A 6,218-nucleotide genomic window follows, 5' to 3' on the forward strand; every position below is an offset into this window, starting at 1 on the left:
AGGTACTTCTCGGCTCTTGTCACGTTTAACAAACGCCATTGCCTGATTGAAGGCGTTGTAACCGGCATTGCTCTTCGGCGCAATGGCGAGGTAGATAACCGCCTGCCCCAGCGCCAGTTCGCCCTCGGGTGAGCCGAGACGTTCATAGGTGGTGGCCGCATCGTTGGCGATTTGCAGGGCACGCGGGTCGGCCAAACCGATGTCTTCCCAAGCCATGCGCACAATACGTCGGGCGAGGTAGCGCGCATCAGCGCCGCCATCGAGCATCCGGCTCAGCCAATACAGTGCCGCGTCGGGATGCGATCCGCGCACGGATTTGTGCAGGGCGGAAATCTGATCGTAGAACTGCTCGCCGCCCTTGTCGAACCGGCGCGTACTCTGATTCAGCGCGTTATCGAGAAACGCTGTGGTGATCTGGGTGCGCTTCGACGCACTGGCGGCGGTGTTCAGTTGCTCCAGCAGATTGAGTAACCGCCGGGCGTCGCCATCGGCCAGTCCAATCACCGCATCGATTGCTTCCGGATCGAACTGCAAGTGCCCCAGAGCCTTGGCCTGCGCCCGCGTGAACAACAGCCGCAATTCATCGTCTGACAAGGACTTGAGCACATAGACCTGCGCACGGGAAAGCAAGGCAGAATTGACCTCGAACGACGGGTTTTCGGTCGTCGCGCCGATCAGCGTGACCAGACCCGATTCCGCATAAGGCAACAGCGCATCCTGCTGCGCCTTGTTGAAGCGGTGAATCTCATCGATAAAGAGCAAGGTAGGATGACCCAGCGCGAGATTGCGCTCGGCTTCATCCATCGCCGCGCGGATGTCTCTGACGCCGGAAAATACGGCAGAAAGGGCGATAAACGAGCTATCAAATGCCTTTGCCATCAGGCGGGCGAGCGTTGTTTTGCCCACGCCCGGTGGCCCCCACAGAATCATGGAATGCGGTTTTCGCGCTTCGAACGCCAACCGCAGCGGCTTGCCTTCACCCAACAGATGCGTCTGCCCGATCATCTCATCGGGCGTGTGCGGCCTGAGTGCCTCGGCCAGCGGCGGCGTGGGTTCGGTGTGGAAAAGATCAGACACGACAGGAATTACAGGCGTTAACGGCTGTTCACCACATCCACGCCCTTGGGCGGGACGAACTGGAACAACGCGTCATCAACCTTCTGGTTGACCTCGCGCTGGCTGAACTGGACGGTGGTACGGTTATCGAGCTTGTCGGTGAACACCATCGCCTTGATGCCCTTGGTATCCAAGCCGATTTGCACCTGATTGAAGTCGCTCTTCGCGGAGCGATCCTTCAGGCTGTACCAGTCAAGGCCATCGTTCTTGCCGATACTGCTGACTTCAAAGGCTTCCTGCAATGGCTGATTGCCGAGGAAAATGCCAATCGGCGCACCGCGATTGTCGGCCAGCGGGCTGCGCGTCACTTGGGCCAGATCGGGATCGTAAACCCACAACACGCCGTCGTTTGCGATCAGTTTCTGCACGTACGGCTTTTCATAAGCCCAGAAGAAACGGCCCGGACGCGTCAGCACAAAATGGCCGGATGAGGCGGGCTGCTTCTGCCCACGCACGTTCACCTGCTGCTGGATAAAATCGGCGGAAAAGGTTTTCAGCGTGTGCACAAATTCGGTCAAGGGATGCACATCAGCAACGGCGGTCGACGCACCGAGCGGGTAGGTCTGCGTTTCGGCCGCCTGAGTCACTGAACCCGAGGCACTGATGGCCAGAACGAGGCCGACTAACCCATTTCTCAGCATAAGGTGGCTCAACTTAAAGGGGTGCGACATAAAACCTGCCTGAAAAAATTAATCCGGGATTTACAACCAAAAAGACAATAGGAGCTGAAAGAGGACTCAGGCACGAGGCGGCGGCGGGGCTAGCACTTCACGGGAGCCATTCGCCTGCAACTGGCCGACAATGCCGTCGTTTTCCATTTCCTCGATCAGACGTGCGGCCCGGTTGTAACCAATCTTGAGCCGGCGCTGTACATAAGAAATGGAAGCCTTGCGGGTTTCCGTCACAATGGCTACGGCCTGATCGTAATATTCATCGACCGCCTCACCCGAAGCGGATACCGGCTTCTCGCCCGGTAACACAATCGCCGCAGCACTTTCTTCGGACAATACCGCATCGATGTAGTTCGGTTCACCCAGTGCTTTGAGCGCTTCGACCACGCGGTGCACTTCATCGTCGCTCACGAACGCACCGTGGACACGCATGGGCAGACCGGTGCCGGGGGGCAGATACAACATATCGCCATGACCGAGCAGACTCTCGGCGCCCATCTGGTCGAGAATGGTGCGTGAATCGATTTTCGAGGAAACCTGGAATGAAATACGGGTCGGAATATTGGCTTTGATCAGGCCGGTGATCACATCCACCGAGGGACGCTGGGTGGCCAGAATCAGGTGAATGCCCGCCGCGCGTGCCTTCTGCGCCAAGCGGGCGATCAGTTCTTCGACCTTCTTGCCGACCACCATCATCATGTCGGCGAACTCATCGACCACGACGACGATATGCGGCAAGCTTTCCAGTTCTGGTGCGGGTAAATCGGGGTCGAACGCCTCAGCCGGATTGTGGAACGGATCACGCAGCGGCTCACCTTTTTCAGCCGCTGCAGAAATTTTCTCATTGCAACCCGCCAGATTGCGCACACCCAGCGCAGACATGAGCTTGTAGCGCCGTTCCATTTCGCCCACGGCCCAACGCAGGGCATTGGCTGCTTCTTTCATGTCCGTCACGACAGGAGCCAGCAAATGAGGAATCCCTTCATAGACGGAAAGTTCAAGCATTTTCGGATCGATCAGGATCAGGCGAACGTCATCGGCGGTGGATTTGTACAGCAGGCTCAGGATCATCGCGTTCACACCGACCGATTTACCTGACCCGGTCGTACCGGCCACCAGCAGATGCGGCATGCGCGCAAGATCTGCCGTAACAGAAGCGCCCGCAATATCCTTGCCTAAAGCCATGGTGAGCGGTGAACGACTGTCGCAATAAGATTTCGACTCGATCAATTCCCGCAGTGCGATGATTTCGCGCACCTTGTTCGGAATCTCAAGACCCACGGTGGATTTGCCCGGAATCACCTCGACCACGCGTACGGAAACGATCGACAGGGCGCGTGCCAAGTCCTTAGCCAGATTGGATATCTGGTTGACCTTCACGCCAGCGGCTGGCTGCAATTCAAAACGGGTGATCACCGGGCCGGGCGTCGCGGCCACGACAGCCACCCGCACACCGAATTCTTCCAGGCGATCCTCGATCAAACGAGACATCGATTCGAGCATTTCCTCGCTGAAGCCCGACTGCCGTTGCGGCGCGAAATCGAGCAAATCCACGATGGGTTTACCGCCCGAAGTGCCCAGGACAGGCTGCTGTTTTGCTACCGCTTTGGCCGCGCGTACGGAGATCGGTTTTGCCTCAGGAATAACAACAGGCGCAGGCGAGAATACGTCCAGAACCGGATCGACAGGTGTTGCTTCTTCTATTTTCTTGTGTTTGCGCGCGAACGGCGCCACATAATCTGTCTGCACCGTGGGAATCGGTGACGACTCAGTCTGCTGCTCCGATGTTTTACCGACACGATGAACCAAACCGAATAGTGACTGAATTACTGAATCCACCCAACGTCCGACCAATTCGAACAACGCCAGCCACGACAAACCGGAAACAGCAGAAAACGCGATCATCACGAAGCCGAGCATCAATCCGGTTGCACCCAGCACGCCAAGATAACGAACCAATCCCTCAGCCAGAACCTGCCCGACAACCCCGCCCGACGAGCCGCTAGCAGCCAAACCGCCGGCGGTTTCCACTGTGGGTTGATGGATGGCAGCCAGCACACTGACGGCAAAAACCGTCAGCACGACACCGCTGATCTGAATCGCAAAGAAGACGTTGATGAGCCGGTCATCCGTACGCAGCCGCACGAACTGGCGCACGGCAAACACCAGCAACGTCGGTGGCACGGCATAAGCGCCGTACCCCAGCAGAAAACGCGAGAAATCCGCCAGCCAGGCACCGACCAATCCGGCCGCATTATGCACTGTCGATCCTTGTCCCGTGGTGGTAAAACCAGGATCGCTGGGCGAGTAGGTCCACAACGACAGGCCGTAATATCCAACAAGCAGAACCAACCCGAGCAAGACCATGTCGGCCATCATTCTGCGGGGCTGAAACAACATCGTATTTTTCGCTGTATTCATTAAAAACCAGATTCAGTTTCAGTTGATTAGAGTTAATAGCTCAAACTTTGGTTTAAAGATGTCGTCAGTATAACGGATTAAGACGAGCTGCAAAAACCGACTAGAAACTATGATTTAGACGTGTTCCCGACCGTACAGACAGCAACCACCGTTTGGGGATGGATATCCAGGCGAACCGGGTTATTTAACAATCCGCAACCGGGAAGTCTTGCCCTTTTTACCATTCGAGCGAGGTGGGGTCGGATCATCATCGGGCGGGCCATCACCTTCACCCAAAGAGTCGGCATCCGATGATCTGTTATCCGACGCACGACGCAGTGTCTGTACCTTGCCCGTATCGGCGAGACTGAGCTTGGGTGCGCTGTCCTGGGCGTCATCATCATCCATGAATTCCTCATCCGGCTCCGGTGGGAACTGCGCCCCACTGCCGGAATCCCGATCATAAATACCGATGACAGCCCGCATCGGCACAAAAATCGATTCCGCCCTGCCGCCAAAGCGCGCCTCAAAGGCAATAGCCGAGCGATCCATCGTGAAGTAACGCACGGCGCTCGGGCTGATATTCAGGTGAATCTGTCCTTCTTCGACATGCGCTTGCGGCACCTGTACCCGAGAAACCGTGGCATCAACCACGATGATGGGCACATGCCCCTGATCGACCGTCCAGTCGTACAGGGCGCGGATCAGATAAGGGCGTTTGGAAAGCATCGGCAAACCTTAGTAGCGGTCACGCATTTCGCGTTCGACTTCGGTCAGACTCATCTGGAAGGTGGGTCGGTCGAACATGCGCTTCATGTAATCGAGCACGGGTTTGGCGCTCGGGCCAGACAATTCGACGCCGTAGACGGGCAAACGCCACAGTAACGCGGATAGAGTCACATCCGTCAGGCTGTATTCATCACTCATGAAAAACGGCTGGTGACCAAACGCCGGTGCCAGGGCCAGCAGACCTTCGCGCAGGGTTTTGCGGGCACGGGAAACGGTTTTCTCGCCGCGCTCGAACTCGGGCAGCAGGCCGTACCAGTCACGTTCGATGCTGTAGAGCGCGGTGCGCACCTTGGCGCGGCTGACCGGATCAACCGGCATCAAAGGAGGATGCGGAAAACGCTCATCGAGGTATTCCATGATCACGCGCGCATTGGTGACGACAAGGTCACGATCCGCCAGCACAGGCACGGTGCCTTCCGGGCTCAAATCGTGAAAGTCTTCGGGTATTTCACCGACAGAAATATCGATGATATCGGCCGTGAGTTCTTTTTCCGCCAAAACGATACGGGTACGGTGGCAATCCGGGCTTTCTGGATTGGTAAACAAGGTCATGACCGAACGACGATTGACACTCGCCATATGGCGTCTCCTAAAAATTCAAGCGAAATAGATGCAACATGATAGCAAATCGCGCAGATTTAATGGGCAACTGTAGCCGGTCGTCGAGATTTTCCCTGACAGAACGCATGCGCACCGAATTCTATCTTGCGCACCCCGATCCCGGTAACGGCTGCATCGACTTGTCAGAATGCCGGTTGGGCAATCCTGCAATCATGAGCTGAGAGCAAATCACCGAACTCTGGGCTTCTTAGAAAACCAAGTTCTTCGGCGCGGGCCGGAGCAATCGGGTCATCCGGGCTAACATTTGCGAAATGGCCGGGATGACACATGATCACCGTGTTTTCTGGCGCCGCGCTCAGCCATTCACCCATCGGATGAGCATAGCCGTTTTGTGATTGGTCGAAACCATAAACCCCGGCGAACGCTGCATTGGTCTTCAGCCCCTGACGCTGCGCTAGCTGCCGCAATGTTTCTGCGCCCAAATGCTCGATCATCCAACCCTTTATGGCCGGTTTGGGTGCCATGATCGGTGCAGTAATGCGCATCCACGGGCGGGCGGCCTCCTTCGCCAGCAAGTCGAGCAGACAATCACGCACCACGGGCAACTGATGCACGTGCTGATGACCATCCACATAATCCGGAACCCGCCCCAATGCCTGGGTGAAGCGATCCCACTGGATT

Annotated in this window: 6 protein-coding genes; all 6 read right to left on the bottom strand. The window is 56.8% G+C overall.

Annotated features, from left to right (window positions below; genetic code table 11):
* Positions 1–1,077 (bottom strand): replication-associated recombination protein A (locus tag M7R55_RS06890; protein WP_298219682.1); only part of this gene is annotated, 1,077 nt, incomplete at its 3' end.
* Positions 1,078–1,094: 17 nt separating this feature from the next.
* Positions 1,095–1,787, bottom strand: coding sequence for an outer membrane lipoprotein chaperone LolA (lolA, locus tag M7R55_RS06895; protein ID WP_298219684.1), 693 nt, complete (start codon positions 1,785–1,787; stop codon positions 1,095–1,097).
* 66 nt (positions 1,788–1,853) lie between these two features.
* The gene (locus tag M7R55_RS06900; protein ID WP_298219685.1) at positions 1,854–4,187 is read right to left on the bottom strand and encodes a DNA translocase FtsK; all 2,334 of its coding nucleotides are present in this window, start codon (positions 4,185–4,187) and stop codon (positions 1,854–1,856) included.
* 201 nt (positions 4,188–4,388) lie between these two features.
* A complete protein-coding gene (locus tag M7R55_RS06905; protein ID WP_298219686.1) occupies positions 4,389–4,916 on the bottom strand; it encodes a ClpXP protease specificity-enhancing factor in 528 nt (175 codons plus the stop codon).
* A 9-nt stretch (positions 4,917–4,925) separates the two neighbouring features.
* Entirely contained in the window at positions 4,926–5,555 is a 630-nt protein-coding gene (locus tag M7R55_RS06910) for a glutathione S-transferase N-terminal domain-containing protein (protein ID WP_298219687.1), read from the bottom strand.
* A 164-nt stretch (positions 5,556–5,719) separates the two neighbouring features.
* The coding region (locus tag M7R55_RS06915; protein WP_298219688.1) for a ChbG/HpnK family deacetylase at positions 5,720–6,218 on the bottom strand (499 nt) is incomplete at its 5' end.

Source organism: Halothiobacillus sp. (genome assembly GCF_027346185.1).
Lineage (GTDB): Bacteria > Pseudomonadota > Gammaproteobacteria > Halothiobacillales > Halothiobacillaceae > Halothiobacillus.